The following is a 25364-nucleotide window of genomic DNA, read 5'->3' as shown; positions in this document are numbered from 1 at the left end:
ATGTCCCTGATTCTGGAAGCGCTGCGCAAGTCCGAGGCCGAGCGCCGCCGCGGCGCACCGCCGCAATTGCTCGACCCGCCCGTGACGGCGGTCCCTGCAGCAGGCCCCGCGGAAGCGCGCCGGTGGCCGCGCGGCGCGCCGGCGGCACTCGCGTTCGCGGTGATGGTGGTCGCCGGGGTGTCGGGTTACCGGATCTTTGCTGGCGCCGACGAGCCGATGCTGGCCGGCAACGAGCAGGCGGCCGCCCCGGAGGCGGACGGATTCGTCTCCGCACCGACACAAGCGCGTACTGAACCACCTGTGCTGGCGCCCGCAGCGCCCGCCGCGTCAGCGGAGACGGCTCGCGAAATTGCCGTTGCCGCGGAGCCGGAGCCGGCTCAATCGCCGCCAGCCCTGCCTGCTGCCGTAGCCGCGCCTGCTGCCGCGCCCGACCAGGCCGTGCGGCCCGCCGCCGATGCACCGGCCGCGGTTGCAGACCGACGGGTGGCTGCGGTCGACGCACCGGCACCGCGAGTTGCCGCCGAGCCGATGCGCCGACCCGATCCCGAATCCAGGCCGGTAGCGGCAGCCGTGCCGCCCGCGCCCGCGCCGCAGCGCCCGCTGCCGGCTGCCCGACCGCCATCGGAGGCGGTCGCGGCTGCGAGCGCCCGCTCCGCGGCACCGGCCCCGATCGCAACCGCACCGGCCCCGATCGCCGTCACGTCCAGCGCGGCATCCGCGCCGTCGCGCGGCACGCAGCGGCTCGCCGACCTCGCGCCGGCCGATCGAAGCGCGCTGCCGCCGCTTCGCATGAGCATGCATCTGTGGTCGCCATCGGCAACGGAGCGCTTCGTGATCCTCGATGGCCAGCGCATGTCCGAGGGTGACCGCATCGGCGGCGCGGTCGTCGACGAGATCACCGCCGAGGGCGCCGTGCTGGCGTGGCAGGGTCGGCGGCTGCTGGTTCCGGTGCGTTGAGGTAACGTGCGACCACGTCGTTCGGCGCCACTCGCACCCGCACTCGCACCCGCACTCGCACTCGCACGGGCACGGGCACGGGCACGGGCACGGCTACGGCTACGGCTACGGCTACGGCTACGGGCACGGGCTACGCGCTACGGGATACGGACCGCCGGCTGCCGGTTGGACGCGGCTGATGCGGCCTGCGGATCCACACCAACGGCGCGGCACCGCGCACCACGAATGTGTATGGCCGACTTCAGCGGTCGCCGGGCGCCTTCCGTCCGGGACCGACCGCCTCGCCCTCGTCGTCGAACGCCGGCGGGTTGTAGAAATTGAGGGTCTTCAGCGGCGCGTCGCCGGTATTGCGGATCTCGTGCCGCTCGCCGCGTTCGATTACCAGCAGCGAGCCGGGCTCGAGCGCGATGCGCTCGTGATCATCGCCTGCACCGAGCAGCGCTTCACCCCGGCCGTCGACGACGAACAGCCCCTGGTCCGCACCGGCGTGATAGTCGTCCGGGCCACCCGCGCTGTCGCCCGCGGCCAGCGTCATTTCCGCAGCCTGCACGCCGCGGATGTCGGTCACGGTGCGAAAGCTGTCTTCGAAGCGCAGCATCCTCGATTGCATGGTGTTCTCCTGGCCGGGCCGGCTTTTACCGTGCCCGGGCAGGTGTCAACGGCGGATCGAGAGGATCAGCTGCCGATGAAGCAGACGTTGAGCTTGTTGCCGTCGAGATCGCGGAAATAGCCGGCGTAGAACCAGTCCATCCGCTGCCCCGGCGCGCCCTCGTCGGTGCCGCCGAGTTCGAGCGCCTTCGCATGCACCGCGTCGACCTGCTCGCGACTGGTGGCCTGCAGCGCCACCATCGTGCCGTTGCCGACGGTGGCCGGCCGTCCGTCGAACGGATACGTGATGCCGAGCCCCGCGCCCTGCTCCGAACTGGCCCAGGCGATGAACTTTTCCTCTTCCATGAAACGCTTCGCACCGAGCAGCGACAGCAGCTCGTCGTAGAACGCGCTTGCACGCGCCAGGTCGTTGGTGCCGAGGGTTGCGTAGGCCAGCATGATCACTCCGTCCAGTTGGGTGGTCCTTCGGATGCCGCCGCGGCGGCCGGCGTATTGCAGCAGACATCGGCCGCGCTGCGCGACTATCCTTCAACTCGTCCCGCCCGGCCCGACCGCATGAACGCCAATACCCAGCACGACATCGCCAAGCTGCTTCTGCGCATCACCCTTGGCTCGCTGGTGCTGCTGCACGGCATCGCCAAGCTCAATGGCGGCCTGTCAGGCATCGTGGGCATGGCCGAGTCGCACGGCTGGCCCGGCTTCGTGGGCTACTTCGTGCTGGTCGGTGAAGTGATCGCGCCGCTGATGGTGCTGGCCGGCTTCCACGCGCGCATCGGTGGCGCGCTGATCGCGATCAACATGCTGGTCGCGGTGTATCTCGTGCACCTGGGCGACCTGGGCCGGTTCACCGGCCAGGGCGGCTGGTCGCTGGAACTGCAGGCGATGTTCTTCTCGTCGGCGGTGGTGCTGGCCCTGATCGGCCCGGGCAGCTACAGCGTCAACGGCCGCTGAAGGCGGCCCGGTCGCTGCGGCTGGCAGCGCGCGGGCGATGCCTACCCTACCGGCCTAGATACGCGAAACACGGAACCGCCGTCCCTTGATCTTGCCCGCGCGCAGGCGCTCGACCGCGCGGTCGGCCTGGGCGCGCGCGACCGCCACGTACGAGCGCGTGGGGAACACGTCGATCTTGCCGATCATGTCGGCCTTGAGCCCGGCCTCGCCGGTCAGCGCGCCGAGGATGTCGCCCGGACGCAGCTTGTCGGTGCGGCCGGCATCGATGCGTAGCGTCGCCATCGCCGCGGCCGGTGCGTTACTCGGGCGCCCGCCGATCGGCGCGGCCTTGCGCCATTGCAGCGGCCGCGTGTCGCCCTGCTCGGCGCGGCGCCCCTGCAGCTGTTCGGCACGCGCCATCTCGCGCGGCGCGCACAGGCTCAGCGCCAGGCCGCCCTTGCCGGCGCGCGCGGTGCGGCCAATGCGGTGCACATAGACGTCCGGATCGGTCGGCAGTTCGAAGTTGATCACTGCCGCGAGGTCTTCGACATCGAGCCCGCGTGCGGCCACGTCGCTGGCAACGAGCACACGGCAGCTGCGGTTCGAAAAACGCACCAGCACTTCGTCGCGATCGCGCTGCTCCATGTCGCCATGCAGCGCCAGCGCGGAAAACCCGTAGTGCTGCAGCGAACCGGCCACTTCGTCCGCATCGCGGCGCATGTTACAGAACACCACGCACGACTCGGGCCGGTATTCGAGCAGCAACGCGGCGAGCAGCTGCGTCTTGCGGCCGGGCTCGACCTCGTAGAAGACCTCTTCGACGCGCGGCGCGCTCGCTTCGGCGTCCACGCTGACCTCGACCGGCTCACGCAGCATCGCTTCGGCGATCGCGCGGATCGGTTCGGCGAACGTCGCCGAAAACAGCAGCGTCTGCCGCGTCTTCGGCGTGCGGCCCACGATGTCGCGGATCGCCTCTTCGAAGCCCATGTCGAGCATGCGGTCGGCTTCATCGAGCACCAGCGTGCGCACTGCGCGCAGCGCTAGCGCCTGCTTGCGCACCAGTTCCTGCACGCGGCCCGGCGTACCGACCACGACATGCGGCGCATGCTCGAGCGACGCGAGCTGCGGTGCGAGCGGCAGGCCGCCGCTGAGCAGCGAGACCTTGAGGTTCGCCAAGCCGACCGCGAGCTTGCGCAGCTGCCGCGCGACCTGATCGGCCAGCTCGCGCGTCGGGCACAGCACGATCGCCTGGGTTTCGCTGCGGTCCATGTCCAGCCGGTGCAGCAGCCCCAGTCCGAACGCCGCGGTCTTGCCGCTGCCGGTCGGCGCCTGCGCGATCACGTCACGTCCTTCGAGGATCGCGGGCAGGCTCTGCGCCTGCACCGGGGTCATCCGACTGTAGTCCAGCGCGTCGATGCCCTGCAGCAGCGCAGGCGAAAGCGGCAGGTCGGTGAATGCGGAAAGCGGAGTCGGTGCGGTCTCGGTCATGCGCCATGATCGCAGGTCCGGCGCTGCAGCCCCAAAACGTCGCGTTCGCGTTGCCTCATCCGGCGGAGGGGGATCGCGCCGTGCCCATGAACGAAGAGGGAAATCGACAGCACCCACCGACACCGCAATCAGCGGCCGCAACGACGCTACGCTTCACGCATGCGCCCCTGGTACGTCTACGTCCTCGAATGCCGCGACGGCAGCCTCTACACCGGCATTGCGGTCGATGTGGAGCGCCGCTATGCGCAGCATGTCGCGGGCAGCGGTGCGAAATACACGAAGTCCCGCCCGCCGGTACGGCTGCTTGCGCGCTTCGCGTACCCCGACCGCGCATCCGCAAGCCGCGCCGAGTACGCGATCAAGCAACTGCCGCCTGCGCGCAAGCGGCTGCTCTGCGAGACGGGCGTGCTGCCGCAGCACATCGCAGCGGGCGTGTCCGACAAGACAGACTGAAAGCGTGGCGCTTGCACCGGAGGGCATCGGCCTGCAAGGCTGGGCGGCCCACTGGAACCACCCCGATGCCGCAACTTGTATTCGAACTCGACCGTGACTTCGTGGAACTCAACCAGCTGCTGAAGCTGGTTGGTCTGTGTGACAGCGGTGGCGCCGGCAAGATGCTCGTTGCAAGCGGCGCGGTGACGGTCGACGGCGAGGTCGAGCAACGCAAGACCTGCAAGATCCGCGCAGGTCAGCGTGTCGCCACGCAGGGCGTGGAAATCCTCGTCGTCGAAGCCGGCGACTGACGGCCCTCAGTCGGGCCGTTCGATTCGACGGTAGGCGGCCTTGAGGAACTGGTGCAGGCCGTAAGCGATCAGGCCGACACCGACCAGAGCCAGTAGGCCGCCGCGCTCCAGCATCTGCAGCGCCTCAGTGGTGCTGCCGGCTTCCTGCGGGTTGTAGTGGCGGCCCGCGTTGAACACGAACCAGCCGACCGGCAACAGCACCAGGCCGCGCGCACCGATACCGAAGCGTCCGATCATTACGATCCAGCGATCATTGCGCGTCATGTGCTTGCGCACGTCGGCCTTCCACGCCTTGATCAGCTGGTGGATGCCGTACGCCATGATGCCGATGCCCACGGCCATGACCAGCCAGCGGCCCAGCGGAAGTTCCATGATGCGACTGATCCACACCTGCTGGCTTTCGCCGCTGCTGCTCCCGCCGTCCCCGCCCTGCGAGAGCTGCCACGCGGTCCAGGCCAGCGAGGCGTAGATCGCGGCGCTGAGCAGATAGAAAACGCGCAACGCGATGTGCTTGGCATCGTGACTTGAATGCTCGGGGTCGATGATGCCCTGCACGAGCCGCCATAGCACGTGCGCCAGCAGACCGAGGGCGATCAGCACCAGCATCAGCTGCCCGCCGGTCTCGTCGGCGAGCGAAGCGAGTGCGCCTTTCGCGCCTTCGGGTGAGCCCGCCGCAGTCGCCGCGCGGAACGCGAGAAACCCGATGATCAGGTACACGACGCCCTTGGCCGCATAACCCAGCCTGGCAAGCGGCGGCACCCAGCCGGCCACCTCGTTTGCCGTATTCCTACCTGCAGTGCCGATCGGGGCATTCATGTCCGTACTCCGTTGCGTGACGCGACGTTTGTCCCAAACGGGCCGTCCGTAACGCGTGAACCCCGAGCGCTGCGTGCTCTTGCGTCACCGTCGCGATGCAGATGTGCATTCTCTTGGCCGCAGGACGCTGCATTCGCGAAACAATGCTGGTCGCAGCCTCACACGGCCTGCACGGCAGAGCCCGCAATCGCTTCAGCGCGTGGCAAGTTTTGCAGCGCGCAGCACAACCGATTCCTATGAATCACGCCGTCTGCCGCGCTGGCACGGTCGTTGCGGCACTCCTTTCAGCTGATGCATGCCAACGGGCATGCCACACAAGCCCATCCGGAGGAGATCCGCATGCTAGCCACTACCTACCGCCGTCCGTACAAAGTCCGCGTTGACCATGTACCGGACCCCGTCATCGAGCATCCGAACGATGCCATCGTGCGCGTTACGCGCACCTGCATCTGCGGCTCGGACCTGCACCTCTACCACGGCCTCGTTCCTGACACGCGCGTCGGCAGCGTATTCGGCCACGAGTTCTGCGGCGTCGTCGAAGAGATCGGCCCCTCGGTCCAGAACCTCAAGGTCGGCGACCACGTCACCGTGCCGTTCAACATCTTCTGCGGCAGCTGCGAGATGTGCCAGCGCGAGCTGTACAGCAACTGCCGCAACGTCAATTCGCAGTCGACCGCGATTGGTGGCATCTACGGCTATTCACATTCGGCCGGTGGCTACAACGGCGGCCAGGCCGAGTACGTGCGCGTGCCGTTCGCCGACATCGGCCCGACGGTGATTCCGCAGGGCATGCATATCGAAGACGCGGTCCTGCTGACCGACGTGGTGCCCACCGGCTACCAGGCCGCTGAAATGGGCGATATCCAGGAAGGCGACACCGTCGTCATCTTCGGTGCGGGCCCGATCGGCATCATGGCCGCGCGTGCATCGTGGCTGCTCGGCGCAGGCCGCGTGATCGTGGTCGACCATGTCGATTACCGGCTCGATTTCGTCAGCCGTTTCGGCCCGGCCGAGACCGTCAACTTCCGCGAAGTCGACGACATGGCGATCCACATCAAGAAGATGACCGACTGGATGGGCGCGGACGTCTGCATCGACGCAGTCGGTGCCGAAGCCGCGGGCAGCGCGATGCAGCGCCTGACCGGCGTCAAGATGAAGCTGCAGGCCGGCGCAGCGACCGCGCTTTACTGGGCGATCAACTGCGTGCGCAGCGGCGGCAACGTCTCGATCGTTGGGGTATACGGGCCGACGTTCAACGCGGTGCCGATCGGCAATGCGCTCAACAAGGGCATCACGATGCGCATGAACCAGGCCAGCGTGAAGCGCCATCACCCGCGCCTGATCGAACACATCCAGGCCGGCCGCATCAAGCCACGCGAGATGATCACGCACCGGCTGCCGCTCGAGGAGGTCGACGAGGCGTACCACATGTTCGCGTCTAAGCAGGACAACTGCATCAAGACCGTGCTGATCCCACCGAGGGCGACGAACATCGACATGTACCCGAACGGTGCACCCACCCAGCAGTTGCATTAAGGAGGACACCGCCATGACTTTCGACCGTTCGCAGATCCCCGGATGGGGCGCCGACCTTGACCGCAAGAACCGTCCCGCCGTGCCGATGGAGCGCACGCCGCCACGTCTTGAAGGCGTGCACTGGGACGAACCAGAACAGCAGCCGCAGTACATCGAAGTGCTGCACTCGATCGAGCGCCCGAGCATCACGCCGGTGTTCGGCACCAGCGTGCCGCCCTCGGGCCTCAGCGGCGTGATCCGCCGGCTCGCGTTCCAGCGCAGCGAAAACGACGTGCGCCACTGGATGATGCTGCTGATGGCCGACCGCGTGAACGTGGTCGAGGGCATCGTTGACGACATGCGCAAGCGACCCGCTTCGCATCCGGCCGTGCTGGTCGGCGTAGCGGGCCTGCTGGCCGGCTACGCGCTCTATCGGCGCCGCAACAACGCCTGATCGCCCTGCTCCGCCCGCTGCGCTTCGGCTGCAGCGGGCGATGCGGGCTCGGGCCGCGCCCTTAGCCCGCGATTCCGGGATAGCTGTTGAGTTTCAGAAGCCGCGCCAGGTGCGCGGAGTTCGACGCCAGCGTCTTGGCCGTCTTCATGACCGGCTCCGGAATTTCGTCGAGATCCTGGAAGTCGGTGCCATGCATCGCTTCGCCCACCCAGTAGCAGGTACCCCCGGCTGGAATCGTCCACCCGGTGTCGGCCAGTGCCTGGTAGAGCTCGGCGGATACATGGTGCGCACCGTCCTCGTTTCCGACCACGGCGACCACTGCGATTTTCGAGTACGACGGCATGCGCTCGCGGTCGTCCGTCTCGCCGAGAAACGCATCCATGCGCTCGAGCACGCGCTTGCAGACGCTGCTCGGCTGGCCCATCCAGATCGGCGTGCCGAGAATCAGGATGTCGGCCTCGAGAACGCGGGCGCGTATCCGTGGCCATGCGTCACCGTCGCCTTCGTCCGAGCTGACGCCGGGCTTCACGTCGTGTCGCGCCACGCGGATGGTGTCGATCAGCTCGACGTCGTGCTCGCGCAGGCACCGCGCGACGAGGTTGATCATCGAATCGGTCGAGGACGGCTTGTCGTCGGTCTTCAACGAGCAGTTCAGCGCGATTGCCTTCAGCATTGGCGGTTCTCCTGCAGGCCGCAGGCAGATGTCACAGCCGTTGCGGCACGGACAGCGCCCGGTTGCGCCGGCCTTCGTGCTGGACAGTAGCGCCGGCTGCGCGAGCATCGCGTGGTTGCGTGCTGGCATGAGGTGCATGGGCGGGCGCGCCACATGGTCACGGTGATGCGTCGCGCCTACGCGGCGGTCGCCGCGGCCCGGCGGACTGCTTACGCACCAGGTTCACCCGCGTGATGGCTTCATGGGACCGTGGCGCAGCGATCTGTCACGCCGTCCATGAACTTGCGGAGTAACCCGATGCGGATCAAACCGGCCCTTGCCCATGCGGTGCTCGCGATCGGCGCGTTGATGACCGGCGGCTGCGAGCGCGCGCTGTTTGCGTTTGCCAACCGCGGCCTGCCACCGCCCGAATCGACGGTGACGTATGCGCCGGATGCCGGATTGGCGCTCGACGTGTATCGGCCCGATGGTGCGAACGGCTCGGCGCCGGTCGTCGTGTTCTTCTATGGCGGCAACTGGCAACGCGGCACGCGCGAGCAGTACCGCTTCGTGGGCCGTCGCCTCGCGCGCAACGGCGTGCTCGCAGTCGTGGCCGACTACCGCACATGGCCACGCGCCGGGTTTCCCGCGTTCGTCGAGGATGGCGCCAAAGCCGTTGCCTGGGCGCGCGAGAACGCACGCCGCTACGGAGGCGATCCATCGCGCGTTTTCGTCGCGGGGCATTCGGCCGGCGCGCAGATCGCGGCACTGATCGCCACCGACGCGCGCTACCTGCAGCCGCACGGCTTGTCGCCGCGCGACCTTGCCGGCGCGATCGGCCTGTCCGGCCCCTACGACTTCAACATCACCGGCCAGTACGTGCCGATCTTCGGGCCACCGGCGCAATGGCCGCGCGCGCAGGCGGTGAACTTCGTCGATGGCGACGAGCCGCCTTTCCTGCTGGTGCATGGCGCGGCCGACGAAGTCGTGGAGGCGCGCGACAGCCGTCAGCTGGCCGAGCTGCTGCGGGCGGCCGGCGTCAGGGTCGAACTGCTTGAACTGCCGGAGGCCGGACATTCCGCGCCGCTGCTGGGCCTGTATTCGCCGGAACGTGCGCCGAACGTGCTGCCGGCGATCCTGTCGTTCGTGAAGCGCTGACGCGGGACGCAGCTCGTGTGCCGGAGCCGTTAATCGAGGTGCCCGGTCCCGCGGATCACGCGCCACAGGTACACCAGCAGCATTCCGCCTAGCACCACCTTCGTGACCGGGTCGATGTACTGCCCCACCCGTTCGAAGTTCTCACCGAGCAGGTTGCCGAGATAAACCAGCAGCCCGGTCCACAGCAACGTGCCCAGCGCGGTGGCGGCGAGGAACTTGCCGAGGCCCATGCAGTGGATGCCGGCGGGAATCGAAATCAGCGAACGCAGGCCTGGAATCAACCGGCAGACGAACACCGCCCAGGTGCCGCGTTCGGCGAACCATTTCGATGCGCGGTCGATATCGCGTGACGACAGCGTCAGCCAGCGACCATGACGATCTGCGAAGCGCTTGAGCCGGTCCTCGCCATACCAGCGGCCCACGTAGTACAGCAGCAGCGCGCCGAGGATCGAGCCGGCCGTGCCGGCCAGCACCGCACCGATCATCGTCATGCGGCCCTGCGCGACGAGGTAGCCGGCCAGCGGCATGATCAGTTCGGACGGAATCGGCGGGAACACGTTCTCGAGAAACGTCAGCCAGACCACGCCGATGTAGCCCATCGAACTCAGCGTGCCAGTGATCCATCCGCCCATGGCGCCCACCTCGGTTCGAAGCAATCGCCACGGTGGCACCGGTCGCGTCAACGCACTGTCCCGTCCGGTTGTGCACACCCAACGAGGCGCAGTGCATGACTTCAATGCGACGCGTCAACCACGCGGCCGCTGCGGCGTTTCCAGCTTCGACACGCGGCACCACCGCCGCCCAACCGGAGACCTCCATGAAGCGCCTCATCCCCCTTGCCGGCCTGCTGCTGCTCGCGCCGGCGGTCCTGCTCGCCCAGCCCGGCAACGCTACCGATAAACGCCGCGTCGACACGAACGGCGACGGCGTGGTCGAACACGCGGAAGCTGCCGCGCATCCACGCCTGGCCGCGGCGTTCGATCGCCTCGACCGCAATCGCGACGGGCGGCTGGGCGCGGACGAACGCCCCATGCGCGGCAAGCACGGGCGTCGCGGTGGGCATGACGGTCTCGCTCGACTCGACGCCGACCGCGATGGCCGCATCAGCCGTGCCGAATTCGACCAGACAGCTTCTGCGCGCGATGCGGGCAAGTCGGGCAAGTCCAGCCATCGGCTCGACTTCGCGGCAGCGGACGCGAATCGCGACGGCCACCTCGTGCGTGCCGAAGTGCGCGCGTACCGCGAGCGCATGCGCCCGCAGCACGAGGCCGAGCGCCGGGCCCGCTTCGACGCGCGATTCGCAGCGGCCGACCTCAACCGCGACGGGCGGCTCAACCGGATCGAAGTCGACGAAGCAATGCCGCGACTGTCGCAGCGGTTCGAATGGCTGGACGAGAACCGGGACGGTTTCCTCGGCCGCACGGAAGTTCAACCGCGTTCTGGACGCTGAGGAGTAGCGAGGCCGAAGCCTATGCCGACTCTCGCATCGGTATCGGCATCGGCATCGGTATCGGTATCGGTATCGGCATCGGCATAGGCATCGATACGAGCATCGGCGTCGATACGAGCATCGCTATCGCTCTTTGCATCGACATCGACGCCCCTATCGACTGGGGCGTCAGGCGTCAGGCGTCGGGCCTTGGATGTCCGATGTCGGACGTGGCAGCGGCAGCGGCACAATCCGCGGCCGCTGTACGCGCCGGCCCATGCGGCGCCCTCCTGATGCATTGCTGCGCTGAACAGCTCGGCAAACGGTAAGCAAGACAGGACCGCGCCTCGCCGGAGCAACGGCACGGTGGGGCGCGAGGGCGACGCACCAATTCGCCTCGCCAACGGCTGTCGAGGATCGGCGCCGCGCCCGTACCCATGCTCGACGCATTCCCCACCCGCACCGCGCCCACCGACTCCGCTACCCACACCTACACGCACATCCACATCCACATCCACATCCACAAAGCTTCCCACCGCGTTCGCATCACCACGCTAGGCTGATGCGCCCCCGCTGCCCGACTCAGCAATGGACCTCGAGCTTCGACCGGCCTTCCACATCGTGCTGCACGCGCTGGTGCCGCTTGCGATCGCACGCGTGTTCTTTCGTGAACAGTGGCGGCGGGCGTGGCTCTGGATGCTGGCGGGCTGGCTGATCGACATCGACCACCTGCTCGCCGACCCGATCTATGCCCCGGGTCGCTGCAGCATCGGCTTCCATCCGCTGCACACCCCGCCCGCGATCGCGTTGTACGTGCTGATGCTGCTTCCGCGCCGCACGCGGCTGCTCGCGATCGGGCTGCTGGTGCACATCGGGCTGGATGCGCTCGACTGCGTCGCGATGCGGACCGGGTAGCCAAAGCCCGGGGTTCGAGTCCGGCCGAACCGGCCCGCGTCGGCTTCACCTCGCCAACGCTAGAGTCAGTGCATCGTCGAAGCCCGCGACCGCATTGCGCAGCGCCCCGCCTGCCGGCCCGCCGCTGGAGATACGACACCACCATGGCCGAACCCCGGCAATCGCCCGACTGCCCACCGCGCAAGCTGCCGCTCTGGATCCGCATCCTGCTGGTCTTCGGTAGCCTCAGCCTGGCCTGGCAGCTGTATTCGTGGGCCGCCTCCGAGCCCATCGACCTGCCACCGCAGACGCTGTCGACACGCCCGGGCGCTGGCTCGGTCGACGTCGCGGTCATGCTGGCCGCGCACCTCAACGCGCCACTGACCGCGGGCAACCGGTTCACCCTGCTCGAGAACGGCGATGAAATTTTCCCGGCCATGCTGGCCGAGATCCGCAATGCGAAGCGCTCGGTCCACCTGCTGACCTATGTCTACTGGACCGGCGATATTGCCCACACGTTCGCGAACGAGCTTGCCGCGGCGGCGCGGCGCGGCGTCGAGGTGCGGTTGCTGCTCGATGCGTTCGGCGCGCGCAAGATCGACCCGGACTGGGTCGAGCAGATGGAGCAGGCCGGCGCTGAGGTCGAGTGGTTCCGCCCGCTTCGCTGGGACAACCTGGACAACTTCAACAACCGCACGCATCGCAAGGTGCTGGTGGTCGATGGGCGCGTGGCGTTCACCGGCGGCGTCGGCATCGCGCAGGAATGGGTGGGCGATGCGCAGGATGCCGAGCACTGGCGCGACGACCACTTCCGTATCGAAGGGCCCGTGGTGCGCTACCTGCAGGGCTCGTTCGCCGAGAACTGGCGCGAGGCCAGCGACGTGGTGCTGGCCGGCGACGCTGTGTTTCCGCCGCTGCAGCCGGTCGGCGATGCGCGTGCGGTGCCGATCAGCACCGCGCCGGGCGATCACTTCACCGGCATTCCGCTGACGTACTGGATGATGTTCCGTACCGCGCGCGAGGAGATCCTGATCGCGACGCCGTACTACGTGCCCGACCCCAACCTCGAGCTCGGCCTCATGGAAGCGGCTCGGCGCGGCGTCAAGGTCACGCTGCTGGTGCCGGGGCCATATCAGGATTCGGCGCTGGTGCGCTATGCAAGCCGGACGTATTACCGCGGGCTGATCGAAGCCGGCGTGCGCGTGTTCGAGTTCCAGCCCACGGTGATGCACACCAAGCTCGTCGTTGTCGATCGCACGCTCGCGCTGATCGGCTCGCCGAACTTCGACAGCCGCTCGATCGAGCTGAACTACGAGATCGCGGTCGCCGTGCATGATCCCGAGTTCGCACAGCGGCTCGTCGCTTCGTACACGCATGACCTGAGCCGCTCAGAAGAGCTCGGCATGCGCGACGTCGAGCAATGGTCGCTGCTCGAGCGCACCCGGGACTCGGCCGCACTGCTGCTGCGCGATCAGCTGTAAACAGCGCGACGGTCGTCGCCACCGACGGTTCCCGGCGACCGCGCGCACGGTCGAAATGGAGCACGACAGCGGCGGCGTCGAGCCGCGCGGACCCGGCGCTAACGGATGCCGCGCTAGGCTCGTCTGACCCCGGCTCACCGCAGGACACGCCGTGTCCAGACCCCCGCCACACACCCCGACCCGACCCGAAGAACCTTCCGGGTGGCAGCGCCCTGCGTTCGCGCGACGCGCATCGCGCCGCATCCGACCGGGGCGCTAGGCTGGCGCGCACCATGTCCGGACGCCTTGCCATCCCCCTGTCGCGCCTGAGCCGCGAGATGGCCTGGGTCGGGTTCGGCGCGATCCTTGTCGTGATCCTCGCCGGTGCGCTTGCGGCCATGGCCGTGCGCACCCAGGAGAAGGCGGATGTCTGGGTGGCACATACGCACGAGGTGATCGCGCGGCTCGAGGGCGTGCAGTCCGCAGTCAGCGCGGCCGAAAGCGCCCAGCGTGCGTACCTGCTCACGGGCGCGCCCGGGCAACGCGCCGCGTTCGAGGAAGCGTCCCAGCGCGCCCGCGCCGAACTCGATGCCGTGCAACGGCTGACTGCCGACAACCACGACCAGCAGGCGCGCCTGCCGGTGCTCCGTGCCGCGATCGAGCGACGCCTGGATTCGCTGGCGACCGGCATTGCACTGCGCGAACAGTCACGCCTGTCCGAGGCGATCGCAAACGTCAGCGGTCACGGCATCGGCCAGATGGATGCCGTCCGCCGGCATCTGTCGGCAATGCGCGCCGAGGAGGACCAGCTGCTCGATTCACGTCTGCAAAGCGCCGAAACCGCAGCCGCGCTCGGCGTCACCGCGACGGTGGGCACCAGTGCGCTGGCGGTGCTGTTGCTGCTGGCGCTGTATCGGCTGTCGACCCTGCACACACGCCGCTTGCGCGCGGAGCAGGCGCACCTGAGGGAGTCGCGTGAGCAGACCCGTCAGAACGCCGAGCAGCTGCGCACGGCGAACGAACGGCTGCAGGCGTTCGCGATCGAACTCGAACGCCGCGTCGACGATCGCACCGCCGAGCTGGCCGACGCGAACGACGAGCTCGAAAGCTTCGTCCGCACCGTCGCGCATGACCTGCGTGCGCCACTGCGCAACATCCAGGGCTATGCGACCGCGCTGCTCGAGGATGAAGCCGCGCGCATGAGCGAGGACGGCCGCGACTACACGCAGCGGCTGGTCGGCACGACGCAGCGGCTCGACACGCTGGTGACCGACCTGCTCGCCTACAGCCGCGTGGCACGCAGCCAGCTGCAGCTTGAAGCGGTGGAGCTCGCGCCGCTGGTGCGCGAGGTGCTGAACGACATCGCCCCCGATATCGCAGTGTCGGGCGGCACGGTCGACGTGGCCGAGCCACTGCCGTCCGTCGTCGCGCACCGGGCGATGCTGGCCCAGATCCTCGCGAACCTCGTCGGCAATGCGCTCAAATTCGTCGCGGCGGGCTCCGTACCGCGTGTCCACATCGGGGCCAAGCGCGACGGCAATACGGTCGTGCTGTCCGTCGCTGACGAGGGCATCGGCATCCCAGCCGAACACCACGAGCGGGTATTCCACGTGTTCGAGCGGCTGCATGGGCAGGAACGCTACCCCGGTACCGGCATCGGGCTGGCCATCGCACGCAAGGGGGTGGAGCGCATGGGCGGAACCATCACGGTCGCCAGCCGGCCGGACGGCGGCAGCCGCTTCGACGTCAGGCTGAAAGCCGCAGCGGAGCCATCGCAATGACGAAGACACCGACCGTTCTCTTGGCCGAGGACAGCCCGGACGACCGCTTCCTGATCGAGCGCGCGCTGCGACGGTCGCGGCAGCAGGTGTCGCTGCAGGTTGTCGCCGATGGTGAAGAGGCGATCGCCTACCTCGGCGGCGAGGGCGCGTTCGCCGACCGGCAGCGGCATCCGATGCCGCAGTTGCTGCTGCTGGACTGGAAGCTTTCGCGGCGCAGTGGTCTGGAGGTGCTGCGATGGATCCGCGCGCGCCCGTACCTGGATGCGCTGCCGGTGGTCGTGCTGACCGCTTCAGGCGAAGATGGCGACCTGCATGCGGCGTTCGCGGCGCGCGCGAATTCCTTCCTGCAAAAGCCCGGCGCGTCGGGCGACCTGCTGGACCTGATCGATTGCACGCTCGCGTACTGGCTCCGGCACAACCTCGCGCCGGCTGCTCCCTGCATCCCTGTTCCGTGACCGGCCGATGACCACGCTGCGACTGCTGCTGCTCGACGACAACCCGGACGACCGCCTGCTCGCGCTGCGCGAGCTGCGTCGGCAATTCGATTACGTCGAGGTCACGGAAGTCGCCGACCGCGAGGGTTTCGAATCCGCGCTCGAGCACCCGTCGTTCGACGTGGTGATCACCGATTACCAGATGCAGTGGACCACCGGCATGGAAGTGCTGCAGCGCGTGAAGACGCGCTGGCCGCGTATGCCGGTGGTGATGTTCACCGCGACCGGCACCCAGGAGATCGCGGTCGAGGCGATGAAGGCCGGGCTGGACGATTACGTGCTCAAGAGCCCGCGCCATTACCTGCGCCTGTCGGTCGCCGTGCGCGCCTGCCTGGACCGCAATGAAGTGCGGCTGCGCGCGGTGCGCTCGGAAACCCGCCTGCAGGCACTGCTCGAACACGCCCGCCTGGGGGTGTTCCGGCTTTCGCTGGACGGCACGCTCGAGGACGCGAACCGCTCGCTGCGCTCAATGCTCGCAATGGACGAAACCGCTGCACTCGTCGATGCGCAGCACCCGCTGCTCGATGCCGCACGCGAACTCGCGCAGGGCCTGCAGCAACGGGGCGACACCGCCGAACGCGAGGTCATCGTGCAGGAACGCGATGACGGCGATTCGATGTACTACGCGCTGAAGGTCGTGCGCGTTCCGGTCAACGGGCACGACGCGATCGATGGCCTGGTCGATGACACCACCTCGTTCCGCCGCGCGGACCTCGCGCTGCATGCACTCAACCGCGATCTCGAACGCCGCGTCGCCGACCGCACGCACCAGCTGCAGCAGGCGAACGAGACGCTGGAAGCGTTCGCGGATTCGGTATCGCACGACCTGCGCGAACCGGTGCGGACGCTGCAGGGCTATGCGCGCGCGCTGCAGGAGGACTTCGCGGCCGGGAAGCTGGACGATGCGCCCGTCTTCCTCGGCCGCATCGAGGATGTTTCCAACCGTGTTGACGGCATGGTCACCGACCTGCTCGCCTATTCGACGCTTGCGCGCGCCGAGCTGGCCCATGCCCCGGTCGCGCTTGCCGAAGCGCTCGACGAGGCCTGCGGGCATCTCGCCTACGACCCGCTGTTCCAGCGCGCGAAGCTCCAGCGCGAGGACACGCCTTGGCCGGATGTCCACGCCCATGCAGGCACGCTCGTGCAGGTGCTGGTCAACCTGCTGTCCAATGCCGCGAAGTTCGTCGCCCCGGGCGCAACGCCGGAGATCGCCGTGCGTGCGCGCCGTCTGGACGAGCGCGTGCGCATCGAAGTGCAGGACAACGGCATCGGCGTCGCCGAGCGCGACCAGGCGCGCATCTTCGAAGTGTTCCAGCGCCTGCACGGCCAGGAGAGCTATCCGGGCACCGGTATCGGCTTGGCGTTGGTGCACAAAGGCGTCGAACGGATGGGCGGTCAGGTCGGCGTCGAGTCCGAGCCCGGCCAGGGCGCATGTTTCTGGATCGAGCTGCCCGCGGTCGGGGAACTCGCGTGACCCGGCCGCTTTCGCTGCTGCTGGTCGACGACAACCCGGACGACCGCGCACTGGTCATCCGCGAGTTGCGCAAGGTCCTGCCCGACTCGCAGGTCGACGAAGCCAGCGACGCAGATGGCTTCGAAGCGCTGCTGGCGGAAGGCCGACGCTGGGATGTCGCGATCACCGACTACCGGTTGCGCTGGAGCACGGGCATGGACGTGTTCCACCGGCTGCGCGAGACTTACCCCGACCTGCCCGTCATCATGTTCACCGCCAGCGGCGACGAGGAACTGGCGGTCACCGCGCTCAAGCAGGGCGTCGACGACTACATCACCAAGACGCCGAAGCATTACGGCCGCGTGCCGTATGCGGTGCAGGCGTGCACCGATCGCCAGCAGCGCCGCCGGCAGGCCGAGCACGCGAGCCAGGCACTGGAACGCAGCGAAGCGCTGCTCAACCTCGCGCTGGAATCGGTCGGCATCGAGACCTGGGAATACGACCTGGAGCGGCGGGTGCTCACCCTGCACGGCCGCGCGCCGCGGGTGTTCCCGGGCGGGCAGCGCGAACTGTCCGCCGACCGCCTGCGTGGCGTGATGCACCCCGACGACGTCGAGCGGGTGCGTGCGGAGTTTCTTGCAGCCGCGTCGGGAGCGACCCGCTTCGAAAGCGAGTTCCGCCTGTGCGTGGGCGAGAACCTGCGCTGGATGCGCGCGGCAGGCATGGCCGATGGCGGCTCGCGCCTCGTCGGCGTGCTCGAGGACATCACCCGCCGCAAGCGCGTCGAAGAGCAACTGCGCGAAGAGGACCGCCAGAAGGACCAGTTCATCGCCACGCTCGGGCACGAGCTGCGCAACCCGCTGGCCCCGATCCGCTATGCAGTCCAGCTGCTCGATGAACGCAGCGATGGCGCGCGCATCATGCGCGCCCGCGCTGTCATCGAGCGGCAGGCCGAGACCATGGCGCGGCTGCTGGATCAGTTGTTGGACCTCAGCCGAATCGCGCACGACCGCATCGTGCTCGAACGCCAGTCCATGGACCTGCGTGCGCTGCTTGATGACGCCGGCGAGGACGCACGCCTGCTGACCGATGCCAGTGGGCAGTCGCTGGTGCTGTCGGTGCCCGACTACGAAGTCGTCGTCGATGGCGACCCGATCCGGCTCAAGCAGGTGGTCGACAACCTCGTGCAGAACGCGGTCAAGTTCACCCCGGCCGGCGGGCGCATCGAGATCGCACTGACGACCGATGACGCGGTCGCCGAGCTGCGCGTGCGCGACACCGGCATCGGCATCACTGGCGACATGCTCGAGCGCGTGTTCGAACCGCTGGTGCAGGCCGATGCGGGCCCAGCGTCACGCGTGCGCGGAGGGCTTGGCATCGGGCTGGCGGTGGTTCGGCGGCTGGTCGGGCTGCACGGCGGCACGGTGATGGCCTCGAGCCTGGGCCCCGGACACGGCGCGACGTTTACGGTTCGGCTGCCGCTGGCGCATGCGGCCCGCGACGACGCGCCGCACGCCTTGGAGCCCGATGGCACTGCGCGCCGCGCGTGGCGGGTGCTGGTCGCCGACGACCACGCCGATGCCGCGGCAAGCCTCGGCCTGGTGCTGGAGCTGCACGGGCACGAGGTGCGCACCGCGAACGACGGCCTGCAGGCGCAGGCGATGGCGGAGCACTGGCGGCCGGACGCGATGGTGCTCGACATCGGCATGCCGGGCGCGAACGGAGATGAAGTCGCCCGCTGGGTGCGCGCCCAGCCCTGGGGGGCTTCGGTCAGGCTTGTTGCGATCACCGGCTGGGGCCGCCCCGAAGACCGGCTGCGCCTGCGCGATGCCGGCTTCGACGTGCACCTGGTCAAGCCCGTGGCGTTGGCCGACCTGACCGCATCGCTGGATCCCGCCGCGACCTAGGCCTGCCTGGCTGCACCGACGTCTCGCGTCGTGCCGTCAGATGCTGCGCGGCACCGAGCCGGTCCACGATGCCGGGCGCGCGACCGGCAGCACCCGCCCGCCGTTCATCAGCGCGAACACGCCGGGCACGAACCGCGCAAGCAGCAATCCCGTCGACACGGTGATCGCCACCGTCAGCGCCACGCTGGCGACGTAGTGCGCCATCATCCAGCCGTCGCTCTCGACCGGCAGCAGCGGCCACAGCATCAGCTTCACCGCCGCGATCAGCGGGAAATGCGTTGCGAAGACGAAGAACGACAGTCCGCCATAGCGCGAGATCGCGGCGCCGGCTTTGGTTCGGGCCAACTGCACGCACAGGCCCCAGCAAGCGAGCACGCCGACCGGCCGCATCGCACGTGTCGCCATGTCCAAAAGCTCCGGGCGCTGCGGCGTCACCTCCACCACGAGCGGCGCCAGCGTGCGCAACGCGACCAGCAGCACATACGCACATGTGAGTGCGATCGTCGCCCCGCGGCCGATCTCGAGCGGCACCTTGTACATCCGCACGAAACCGCCGAGGTAGAAGAAGAAGGTCACGTCCGTGCGGAAAAACACCACCAGGTCGTAGCCGAGCAGCCATGCCGCGCCAAGCACCACCATGCCCACGTACGGCGCATGGCGCAGCGCCAGCCACAGCAGCGGGCTGAGCAGCACGGTCACCAGCAGGTCGCGCACGAACCAGAACTGGAACGCGATCGGGTGCGACGTCAGCGCAAACACCGCGTTGAGGTACTCGCGCCAACCGGCTTCGGATGGCTGGAAATTCAGTTGATCGACGAACGCATTGCCCGGCAGGTTCATGCACAGCAGCACGGCCAGCGCGAGATAGATCGTGTTCCAGAACACGAGCGGCAAATACAGGGATCCGAGCCTGCGCGAGATGCGTTCGCGCAATGCCGGCGCGGCGCGCTCGGCGGCGAACGTGAAGTACAGCCAGCCCGACACCATGCTGAGCAACGGCACGACGCTGAAGAAGAAGAACAGCACGAAGCTGTTGGCGAACGTCGCCAGCGGGAACGCCGTCGGATCCATGCCGTCGAACGGCGAGGACTGCGAGTTCGGATAGCCGCCGTAATGCAGAAACACCAGCCCGACGATCAGCGTGATGCGCGCGAAGCTGATCGTTTGCGACAGCTGCGCCTGCGACAGCGGCGCCTGATCGCCCTGAAGCCTGTCGATCACTATCGATTTCAGGTGGCTGATGGAATTCATACGTGGATAACCGGAGATACGCGTGCCGCGGAACGCGATGCGCTGGTGCGGCACGTACTGATGTGAACGCGTGGCCCGGCAGGGAGCGGCCAGCATGTATCGTCCGTGTTACACGAACCCACGGCGTCACGCGCCAACCAGCGGTGGCGTCTGCAACTCCAGCCGTGTATGGACGCCGCCCGCGATTCCGCGCGGACGGCCCGCGGTCGATCCGCGTCAGTGCACGCCGTGCACGGTGCGCACCAGCATTTGCTCGGCAAGCCGGGCGCCGCTGTCGCGCAATGAAAGTTCGAGCGGACACAGCCGCAGCACGCCAGTCCGCCAGCGAACAGGGGTGCGCAGCCAAGTCATCGCGGTCGCTTCGTCGCCCAGCATCAGGCAGGCCTGCGCATACAGGCGCACGATGCGCAGCAGGCGATCGGAATCGTCCGAGTCCAGCCGCATGCCGGCGCCGATCAGTAGCCGGGCGCGAGCCGCCGAAAGCACATGGCCGGGCGGGATGCGGATCTCGTCGACCGCCCGCTTGTAGGCTGCGGCGGGCACGCCGATCTGCATCAGGAACGCCACGTCGGTCTCGTCGACGATGTCCAGGCCGAGCACGCGCCCCATGCGCTCATAGAGCGTTTCCTTGACCGGCTCCGGTGCAAGCACGGGATACAGGCCGCTGATCCAGCCCTGGATGCGTTCGTGTTCGAGCATGGCGTTACCCCCGCGAAATAACCAAGGTCATTGAATCGTTGCGCGCGTGAAGCCTGCGCCTTGGTGACGTCGCGTGCGCGTCGATTCGCGGGCGGTTGTCCGCACGCCAGCGCGGTGGGCAGCACACGCATGAATAGCGACCGATGCGATGTATTGGTCCCCTGTTGATGCTTCGCGTCGCCGACACGCGCGCGTTTACATGCTCGAGGCTCCGTGCAACGAGGGATCACCGGCGCCGGGCAATTGCGGCGATGCCGGGACGAGCGATGGAACACCTGAACCTCATCGTCACCGTACTCGGCGGGCTGATCCTGCTGCTGGGCCTTGTGTCCAAGCGCCTTGAAGCGGGCCCGATTCCACCGTCCGTGCTCGCGCTCGCCCTGGGCGTGCTGATCGGCCCCCAAGGTATCGGCCTGATCGACCTGGCAGCCATCGGACAGCCCGAGCGCATCCTCGAAGGCGCGGCGCGCCTGACGCTCGGGATCGGCCTGGTCGGCGTCGCGCTGCGGGTTCCAAGGGGATTTCCGCGCCGCCACTGGGGCGAGATGACGGTGCTGATCCTGCTGGCGATGGCGCTGATGTGGGCGGTCAGCACGGCCCTGGTGTACCTGATCCTCGGCCTGCCGTTCTGGGTCGCCGCGCTGATCGGCGCGATCGTCACCGCGACCGACCCGATCGCCGCGACGCCGATCGCGAGCGGCCAGTTGGCCGAAGCGAACGTGCCCGAGCGCATCCGCAATGCGGTCTCGTTCGAATCCGGCGCGAACGACGGCCTGAGCTACCTGTTCGTCTTCCTGCCGTTCCTGCTGCTGACGCGCCCACAGCACGAGGCGCTGAGCCATTGGGTCACGCATACCCTGTTGTGGGAGGTGGGGGCCGCGACGGTCTTCGGCCTGCTGCTCGGCTATGTGGCAGGCAAGGCGCTGCAGCTCGCCGAGCGCCATGGGACGATCGAGCAGAAGTGGCGCCTGGCCTACACCGTAGCGCTGGCGTTGTTCGCAGTCGGTGCAGGCCGGCTGATCAAGACCGACGAACTGCTGATCGTGTTCGCGGCGGGCGCGGCGTTCGTGCAGGTCGTCAGTGGCGAGGACCGCGCCAACGAGGAGCAGGGCCAGGAAGCGCTGAACCGGTTCTTCTCGATCCCGTTCTTCGCCCTCTTCGGCATGGTAATCCCGTGGGGCGAATGGGCGAAGCTCGGCTGGAGCGGCGTGCTGCTCGCGGTCGCGATCCTCCTGCTGCGCCGGCCTCTGCCGATGCTGCTGCTAAAGCCGGTGCTGCCGAGCATCCGCAGCCGCGCGGATGCGCTGTTCACCGGCTGGTTCGGCCCGATCGCGGTCGCGGCGGTCTACTACGCGACGCTTATGGACCACAAACTCGGCGATCCGCTGGTCTGGCCGGTGGTCAGCCTGGTCGTCTTCGCATCGGCGCTCGCGCATGGAATCAGCGCGTCGCCGCTCACGCGCCTGTACGGGCGGCATGCACGCGGCAAAACGGCTGAATCCGAGGACAGCGCGTCCTAAGCTCGTGTCTCCGTACTGCCGGCATCGTCGCTTCGCGGAGGTGGCCGGTTGCCGGTTGGACCCGTGGTTCGCTGTTGCCCGGGCCGTTGCCGGCCTGCGGCGGAGCCCGCGGCCGCGTCAATCCGCGCAGGCGATGCGCCGCAGCGACCAGAACGGGATCCCGCGCCGCGTGCGATAGCCGTTCTGCTCGTACAGCCGCAGCGCACGGTGGTTGTCCGGGCTGACGTGCAGGAACGGCGTACGGCCGCTTGCCAGCACATCGTTGGTCAGCCATGCGAGCAGGCGGCGCGCATGCCCCTGACCCAGTTGATCGGGATGCGTGCAGACCGCGCTGATCTCCTGCCAGTCGTCCGTGCCCATGCGCTCGCCGATCATCGCGGCGAGCCTGCCGTCGCGATAGAGGCCGAAGTACCGTCCCAGCCGCATCGTTTGCGGCCGGAAATAGTGCGGATAGACCAGCGCGGTCAGCTCGAGCACGTCCGAGCGGTGCCGGTCACCGAGCTCGACGATGTCGGACGCGTCGCGCGCATCTCCGGCGTCGACCGGAGCCGGGCACACCATCTGTGCAAGCTCGGCGAGATGGCGCAGCTGCCACCCGCGCGCCACCTGCGGCGCCACCCCAATCGCGTACACGCGGTCACCCTGCGGCACCAGCACGTCGAGTGCCGCTTCGACGTCGCGCGCCGCATCGGCCACGCCGAGGAACGGCGCGACATCGGCCGGGTAACGCGCCACGCCGCCGCTGCGCAGGGCCAGCGCGGCGTGGCGACTGTCGAGCGAAGCCCGGATCGGATTGTCGAGCGGATGGGACATACGGCAGCAGGCAGGTGTGGGTGGCAGGCGCCCGGTGTCAGCCGGCTCAGCATCGCGATGCGGGATGCAGCATCGGTGTGCTGGACGGCGACGGACCCCGGGGAGTAAGCCAATACAGCGCGAACGCGTGGCTCAGTGCGCCTGCGTCCCGAAGATCTTGTCGCCCGCATCGCCGAGGCCCGGCAGGATGTACCCACGCTCGTCGAGCCGTTCGTCGATCGCGGCGGTGTAGATCTCGACGTCCGGATGCACGGCCTCGACCGCGCGTAACCCCTCGGGCGCAGCCACCAGGCACAGCGCCCGGATCCGCGTCGCGCCAGCGGCCTTGAGCATGTCCACCGTTGCGACCAGCGTGCCGCCGGTGGCGAGCATCGGGTCGAGGATCAGCGCGATGCGATCGTCCATGTGCCCCACCAGCTTTTCGTAGTACGTCACTGCCGCGAGCGTCTGCTCGTCGCGCTGCAGGCCGACCACGCTCACTTTCGCCGCGGGGATCAGCTCCAGCACGCCAGGCAGCATGCCGAGCCCCGCGCGCAGGATCGGCACCAGCGTGACCTTGCGCCCCTTGATGCGGCGCACCTGCACCGGGCCGGCCCAGCCTTCGATCTCGACAGCCTCGGTTTCCAGGTCCGCCGTTGCCTCGTAGGTCAGCAGCGTGGCCACTTCCGACGCAAGCTCGCGGAAGGTCTTTGTGCTGTTACCCGCCACGCGCATGAGGCCGAGCTTGTGCTGCACGAGTGGGTGGCGGACTTCAATGATCTTCATCGGCGGCACGCAGTGTGGAGACGGCGCAGTGTCGCGCAATCATCGTCGCGCTGGCGCGGCACGCCCGCTGCCAGCACACGCGAAGCCACTTCGCGTCGCAAGCCCGCCGGTGCATCAGGCGTTGGGGAAAGCTTCGCCACGGGCTGGCGCCGATCAAAGCGCGTTGAACACCGCGCTGCGCCCCGCTACGCGAGCATCACGCGCTATGGCGCTTCGACACACTGCGCATCCAGCCAGCGACGCGCCGCCTGCAGCGCTGAGTCCGCGTCTGCGGCTCCGTCCACGGTCGTGTCCGGCGTGACCACGCCGCCGTAGCGCTGTCCGCGTCGATCGATTGCCACGCCTTCGGTCAGCATGATGCGGCTGCCGTCCGGCAAATCCACGATGCCATTGCCGGTGCTGAGCCCGGCCGTCGGCAGCCCGAAGCTGCGCGTGTCGGCACGGCCGCGGAACGCGATCGCGATCGCCTCGCCCGAGCTGGCCGTGCGCGGCCCCAGCAACACCGCGACGGCGCGCGAGCTCTGATCCTCGTTGCGGGCGAGCGCAGGCCCGGATGCGTGCCAAGGCTGCCGCCGACCGTTGCGATCCTCGTATACGCCAAGTTCGCCATCGCCCAGCAGCGGTTTCAGTGCAGCGAGCATAGGAAAGACGTTGCCGCCGCTGTTTCGACGCAGATCGACGACCCAGCCACAGCGTGCCTCGGGCGCGAGCGCACCGAGACGTTCGCGGACGCCGCGCGCCAACGCGGTCGCCGCCCCGCCCTCGGCGCCACGGAATCCCGGCAGCAACACGTAGCCGACGTTGTCAGACACGGTGATCGCAGGTTCCGACGTTGCCGTCGCCGTGGAGACCATTTCCCGGCGTGCAGCCGGCTCCAGCAGGCGGCTGTGCCGATCGCCGAGCGCTGCGAGCACCATGCGCACGGCCGGATAGGCGGCCTCCGGGCAGGTCGAGTCGCCGAGCATTGCGCGCGCCTTCGGCTCGACGGTGACCCAGTCCACCCGGCCGGCGTTGAGCGCGCTGCGCTTGACCGCGTCGACGGCAGCGGCCAGCACGCGCTCCGGCGTGACCGCTGGGTTGGCACTGCAGGGGCGGGAGTCCAGGACCCAGCCGGTCACCGTCGTGCGCCCGCTGCCATTCAACAGCGGGCCGAACGAAATTCGTGTCGCGTCCCGCGGCACGACGATCGAGATCTGCCGCTCGACATCGGCAGCAGTTCCACGCACCGGCTGGCGCTGCGAGTTCGCGAACGCAGGCGGCCGGCCATCGGCGGACGCGCGCAACCAGATGCCCGCCCCGCCTGAAACCTCGTCTGCCGTGACCCGTGCCGATAGCGTCAGCACCGAGTTGCGGTACGTCGCCGCGTCGATAACTCGCGACGCGGCGCCCGATCCCCGCTCACTGCCGGTGCCCTGCAGCGTGATCGCTGCACCGCGGAGTTCCGCACCGCCGGCCACTTCGACGCGGTAGAGCTGCGGGTCCCCGCTCAGGTGCCATTGGCCCGCCGCGACCTGCGCGTGGGCCGCGCCGGCGGTAAATACGAGCAACCACAACGCGAGTCCTTTCATCGCCCTCT

27 protein-coding genes are annotated in these 25364 nt (G+C 68.4%); 16 read left to right on the top strand and 11 right to left on the bottom strand.

Translation table 11 applies throughout. The annotated features are described in order from the left end of the window. Positions 1 to 957: a general secretion pathway protein GspB gene (locus tag ACFFGH_RS05745; RefSeq protein WP_386665729.1), complete on the top strand. Its 957-nt coding sequence runs from the start codon at positions 1 to 3 to the stop codon at positions 955 to 957. A 241-nt stretch (positions 958 to 1198) separates the two neighbouring features. On the opposite strand, the gene ACFFGH_RS05740 is transcribed toward ACFFGH_RS05745, so the two are convergent. After that, positions 1199 to 1567 carry a cupin domain-containing protein gene (locus ACFFGH_RS05740; RefSeq protein WP_386665726.1) on the bottom strand — a complete coding sequence of 123 codons (369 nt, stop codon included), beginning with the start codon at positions 1565 to 1567 and terminating at the stop codon, positions 1199 to 1201. Between the two features lie 65 nt (positions 1568 to 1632). Then, positions 1633 to 2004, bottom strand: a complete 372-nt coding sequence (locus ACFFGH_RS05735; protein ID WP_386665723.1) for a VOC family protein — start codon at positions 2002 to 2004, stop codon at positions 1633 to 1635. A gap of 117 nt (positions 2005 to 2121) precedes the next feature. On the opposite strand from ACFFGH_RS05735, the gene ACFFGH_RS05730 reads away from it, so the two are divergent. After that, entirely contained in the window at positions 2122 to 2517 is a 396-nt protein-coding gene (locus ACFFGH_RS05730) for a DoxX family protein (RefSeq protein ID WP_386665720.1), read from the top strand. Between the two features lie 54 nt (positions 2518 to 2571). Here the strand turns inward: ACFFGH_RS05730 and dbpA are convergent, their stop codons facing one another. Continuing rightward, a complete protein-coding gene (gene dbpA / locus ACFFGH_RS05725; RefSeq protein ID WP_386665718.1) occupies positions 2572 to 3984 on the bottom strand; it encodes an ATP-dependent RNA helicase DbpA in 1413 nt (470 codons plus the stop codon). Between the two features lie 159 nt (positions 3985 to 4143). On the opposite strand from dbpA, the gene ACFFGH_RS05720 reads away from it, so the two are divergent. Both ACFFGH_RS05720 and ACFFGH_RS05715 read left to right on the top strand, forming a co-directional pair. Further along, a complete protein-coding gene (locus ACFFGH_RS05720) occupies positions 4144 to 4437 on the top strand; it encodes a GIY-YIG nuclease family protein (protein WP_386665715.1) in 294 nt (97 codons plus the stop codon). Between the two features lie 65 nt (positions 4438 to 4502). After that, positions 4503 to 4727, top strand: a complete 225-nt coding sequence (locus ACFFGH_RS05715; protein ID WP_386665712.1) for an RNA-binding S4 domain-containing protein — start codon at positions 4503 to 4505, stop codon at positions 4725 to 4727. A 6-nt stretch (positions 4728 to 4733) separates the two neighbouring features. Here ACFFGH_RS05715 and ACFFGH_RS05710 read toward each other — a convergent pair whose 3' ends face one another. Next, complete coding sequence (locus tag ACFFGH_RS05710) at positions 4734 to 5543, bottom strand: DUF1206 domain-containing protein (protein WP_386665709.1); 810 nt, start codon at positions 5541 to 5543, stop codon at positions 4734 to 4736. Positions 5544 to 5882: 339 nt separating this feature from the next. Here ACFFGH_RS05710 and ACFFGH_RS05705 point away from each other — a divergent pair, with 339 nt between their 5' ends. Continuing rightward, the gene (locus ACFFGH_RS05705) at positions 5883 to 7079 is read left to right on the top strand and encodes a zinc-dependent alcohol dehydrogenase (RefSeq protein WP_386665706.1); all 1197 of its coding nucleotides are present in this window, start codon (positions 5883 to 5885) and stop codon (positions 7077 to 7079) included. A gap of 13 nt (positions 7080 to 7092) precedes the next feature. Beyond that, positions 7093 to 7512, top strand: a complete 420-nt coding sequence (locus tag ACFFGH_RS05700) for a hypothetical protein (protein WP_386665703.1) — start codon at positions 7093 to 7095, stop codon at positions 7510 to 7512. A gap of 61 nt (positions 7513 to 7573) precedes the next feature. Here the strand turns inward: ACFFGH_RS05700 and ACFFGH_RS05695 are convergent, their stop codons facing one another. Next, positions 7574 to 8185: a flavodoxin family protein gene (locus ACFFGH_RS05695; RefSeq protein WP_386665700.1), complete on the bottom strand. Its 612-nt coding sequence runs from the start codon at positions 8183 to 8185 to the stop codon at positions 7574 to 7576. Positions 8186 to 8482: 297 nt separating this feature from the next. On the opposite strand from ACFFGH_RS05695, the gene ACFFGH_RS05690 reads away from it, so the two are divergent. After that, positions 8483 to 9322, top strand: coding sequence for an alpha/beta hydrolase (locus ACFFGH_RS05690; RefSeq protein ID WP_386665697.1), 840 nt, complete (start codon positions 8483 to 8485; stop codon positions 9320 to 9322). A gap of 29 nt (positions 9323 to 9351) precedes the next feature. Here ACFFGH_RS05690 and ACFFGH_RS05685 read toward each other — a convergent pair whose 3' ends face one another. Continuing rightward, the gene (locus tag ACFFGH_RS05685; protein ID WP_386665694.1) at positions 9352 to 9954 is read right to left on the bottom strand and encodes a DedA family protein; all 603 of its coding nucleotides are present in this window, start codon (positions 9952 to 9954) and stop codon (positions 9352 to 9354) included. A gap of 185 nt (positions 9955 to 10139) precedes the next feature. Here ACFFGH_RS05685 and ACFFGH_RS05680 point away from each other — a divergent pair, with 185 nt between their 5' ends. The 8 genes from ACFFGH_RS05680 (at position 10140) to ACFFGH_RS05645 (ending at position 18740) form a co-directional block, all read left to right on the top strand. After that, on the top strand, positions 10140 to 10772 hold the full coding sequence (locus ACFFGH_RS05680) for an EF-hand domain-containing protein (RefSeq protein ID WP_386665691.1): 633 nt from the start codon (positions 10140 to 10142) through the stop codon (positions 10770 to 10772). Between the two features lie 416 nt (positions 10773 to 11188). Beyond that, on the top strand, positions 11189 to 11314 hold the full coding sequence (locus ACFFGH_RS05675; RefSeq protein WP_386665688.1) for a hypothetical protein: 126 nt from the start codon (positions 11189 to 11191) through the stop codon (positions 11312 to 11314). A gap of 25 nt (positions 11315 to 11339) precedes the next feature. After that, on the top strand, positions 11340 to 11666 hold the full coding sequence (locus ACFFGH_RS05670) for a DUF6122 family protein (RefSeq protein WP_386665685.1): 327 nt from the start codon (positions 11340 to 11342) through the stop codon (positions 11664 to 11666). A 143-nt stretch (positions 11667 to 11809) separates the two neighbouring features. Beyond that, entirely contained in the window at positions 11810 to 13126 is a 1317-nt protein-coding gene (locus tag ACFFGH_RS05665) for a phospholipase D-like domain-containing protein (RefSeq protein WP_386665683.1), read from the top strand. Between the two features lie 272 nt (positions 13127 to 13398). Beyond that, positions 13399 to 14886 carry a sensor histidine kinase gene (locus ACFFGH_RS05660; RefSeq protein ID WP_386665680.1) on the top strand — a complete coding sequence of 496 codons (1488 nt, stop codon included), beginning with the start codon at positions 13399 to 13401 and terminating at the stop codon, positions 14884 to 14886. Continuing rightward, positions 14883 to 15341 (top strand): response regulator, encoded by a 459-nt coding sequence (locus tag ACFFGH_RS05655; RefSeq protein ID WP_386665677.1) that lies wholly within the window; start codon positions 14883 to 14885, stop codon positions 15339 to 15341. Before ACFFGH_RS05660 ends, ACFFGH_RS05655 begins: the two co-directional genes overlap by 4 nt. Before the next feature lie 7 nt (positions 15342 to 15348). Then, positions 15349 to 16854 (top strand): sensor histidine kinase, encoded by a 1506-nt coding sequence (locus ACFFGH_RS05650; protein ID WP_386665674.1) that lies wholly within the window; start codon positions 15349 to 15351, stop codon positions 16852 to 16854. Then, complete coding sequence (locus ACFFGH_RS05645) at positions 16851 to 18740, top strand: hybrid sensor histidine kinase/response regulator (RefSeq protein ID WP_386665672.1); 1890 nt, start codon at positions 16851 to 16853, stop codon at positions 18738 to 18740. The genes ACFFGH_RS05650 and ACFFGH_RS05645 overlap by 4 nt, the downstream gene beginning before the upstream one ends. 36 nt (positions 18741 to 18776) lie before the next feature. Here ACFFGH_RS05645 and ACFFGH_RS05640 read toward each other — a convergent pair whose 3' ends face one another. Further along, positions 18777 to 20087: an acyltransferase family protein gene (locus tag ACFFGH_RS05640; protein WP_386665670.1), complete on the bottom strand. Its 1311-nt coding sequence runs from the start codon at positions 20085 to 20087 to the stop codon at positions 18777 to 18779. 120 nt (positions 20088 to 20207) lie between these two features. Then, positions 20208 to 20690 (bottom strand): hypothetical protein, encoded by a 483-nt coding sequence (locus ACFFGH_RS05635; protein WP_386665668.1) that lies wholly within the window; start codon positions 20688 to 20690, stop codon positions 20208 to 20210. A 266-nt stretch (positions 20691 to 20956) separates the two neighbouring features. Here ACFFGH_RS05635 and ACFFGH_RS05630 point away from each other — a divergent pair, with 266 nt between their 5' ends. After that, positions 20957 to 22210, top strand: a complete 1254-nt coding sequence (locus tag ACFFGH_RS05630) for a cation:proton antiporter domain-containing protein (RefSeq protein ID WP_386665665.1) — start codon at positions 20957 to 20959, stop codon at positions 22208 to 22210. Between the two features lie 117 nt (positions 22211 to 22327). Here the strand turns inward: ACFFGH_RS05630 and ACFFGH_RS05625 are convergent, their stop codons facing one another. The 3 genes from ACFFGH_RS05625 to ACFFGH_RS05615 all read right to left on the bottom strand — a co-directional run bounded on the left by ACFFGH_RS05625 (position 22328) and on the right by ACFFGH_RS05615 (position 25356). Further along, positions 22328 to 23023, bottom strand: a complete 696-nt coding sequence (locus ACFFGH_RS05625) for a GNAT family N-acetyltransferase (protein WP_386665662.1) — start codon at positions 23021 to 23023, stop codon at positions 22328 to 22330. Positions 23024 to 23155: 132 nt separating this feature from the next. Beyond that, the gene (gene upp, locus ACFFGH_RS05620; RefSeq protein WP_386665659.1) at positions 23156 to 23788 is read right to left on the bottom strand and encodes a uracil phosphoribosyltransferase; all 633 of its coding nucleotides are present in this window, start codon (positions 23786 to 23788) and stop codon (positions 23156 to 23158) included. Positions 23789 to 23991: 203 nt separating this feature from the next. Continuing rightward, entirely contained in the window at positions 23992 to 25356 is a 1365-nt protein-coding gene (locus tag ACFFGH_RS05615; RefSeq protein ID WP_386665656.1) for a S41 family peptidase, read from the bottom strand. Between the last annotated feature and the right edge of the window lie 8 nt (positions 25357 to 25364).

It is taken from the genome of Lysobacter korlensis (assembly GCF_042434515.1).
The sequence above is the reverse complement of the archived record's forward strand: the minus strand, read 5'-3'. Positions and strand labels throughout refer to the sequence as shown.